We start from the raw sequence: 1,413 nt of genomic DNA, 5'->3' as shown, positions 1-1,413 counted from the left end.
CACCGCAATCTGGTGCTCATTAGAGCAAGCAAATTGCTTGGGTGTTATATGGTCAAGCCTCACGGGCAATTAGTATTGGTTAGCTCAACGCCTCACAGCGCTTACACACCCAACCTATCAACGTCGTAGTCTTCGACGGCCCTTCAGGGGACTCAAGGTCCCAGTGAGATCTCATCTTGAGGCTAGTTTCCCGCTTAGATGCTTTCAGCGGTTATCTATTCCGAACATAGCTACCCGGCAATGCCACTGGCGTGACAACCGGAACACCAGAGGTTCGTCCACTCCGGTCCTCTCGTACTAGGAGCAGCCCCTCTCAAATCTCAAACGTCCACGGCAGATAGGGACCGAACTGTCTCACGACGTTCTAAACCCAGCTCGCGTACCACTTTAAATGGCGAACAGCCATACCCTTGGGACCGGCTTCAGCCCCAGGATGTGATGAGCCGACATCGAGGTGCCAAACACCGCCGTCGATATGAACTCTTGGGCGGTATCAGCCTGTTATCCCCGGAGTACCTTTTATCCGTTGAGCGATGGCCCTTCCATACAGAACCACCGGATCACTAAGACCTACTTTCGTACCTGCTCGACGTGTCTGTCTCGCAGTCAAGCGCGCTTTTGCCTTTATACTCTACGACCGATTTCCGACCGGTCTGAGCGCACCTTCGTACTCCTCCGTTACTCTTTAGGAGGAGACCGCCCCAGTCAAACTACCCACCATACACTGTCCTCGATCCGGATAACGGACCTGAGTTAGAACCTCAAAGTTGCCAGGGTGGTATTTCAAGGTTGGCTCCACGCGAACTGGCGTCCACGCTTCAAAGCCTCCCACCTATCCTACACAAGCAAATTCAAAGTCCAGTGCAAAGCTATAGTAAAGGTTCACGGGGTCTTTCCGTCTAGCCGCGGATACACTGCATCTTCACAGCGATTTCAATTTCACTGAGTCTCGGGTGGAGACAGCGCCGCCATCGTTACGCCATTCGTGCAGGTCGGAACTTACCCGACAAGGAATTTCGCTACCTTAGGACCGTTATAGTTACGGCCGCCGTTTACCGGGGCTTCGATCAAGAGCTTCGCGTTAGCTAACCCCATCAATTAACCTTCCGGCACCGGGCAGGCGTCACACCCTATACGTCCACTTTCGTGTTTGCAGAGTGCTGTGTTTTTAATAAACAGTCGCAGCGGCCTGGTATCTTCGACCGGCATGAGCTTACGGAGCAAGTCCTTCACCCTCACCGGCGCACCTTCTCCCGAAGTTACGGTGCCATTTTGCCTAGTTCCTTCACCCGAGTTCTCTCAAGCGCCTTGGTATTCTCTACCCAACCACCTGTGTCGGTTTGGGGTACGGTTCCTGGTTACCTGAAGCTTAGAAGCTTTTCTTGGAAGCATGGCATCAACCACTTCGTGTTC

Annotated in this window: 1 rRNA gene; it reads right to left on the bottom strand. The window is 53.1% G+C overall.

Annotation, left to right across the window (positions count from 1 at the left end):
- Window positions 1-48 precede the first annotated feature (48 nt).
- Window positions 49-1,413: ribosomal RNA gene (locus DU29_RS0125465) — 23S ribosomal RNA — on the bottom strand; the annotation flags it as partial.

It is taken from the genome of Pseudomonas sp. Ant30-3 (genome assembly GCF_000690905.1).
Classification (GTDB): domain Bacteria; phylum Pseudomonadota; class Gammaproteobacteria; order Pseudomonadales; family Pseudomonadaceae; genus Aquipseudomonas.
The sequence above is the reverse complement of the archived record's forward strand: the minus strand, read 5'-3'. Positions and strand labels throughout refer to the sequence as shown.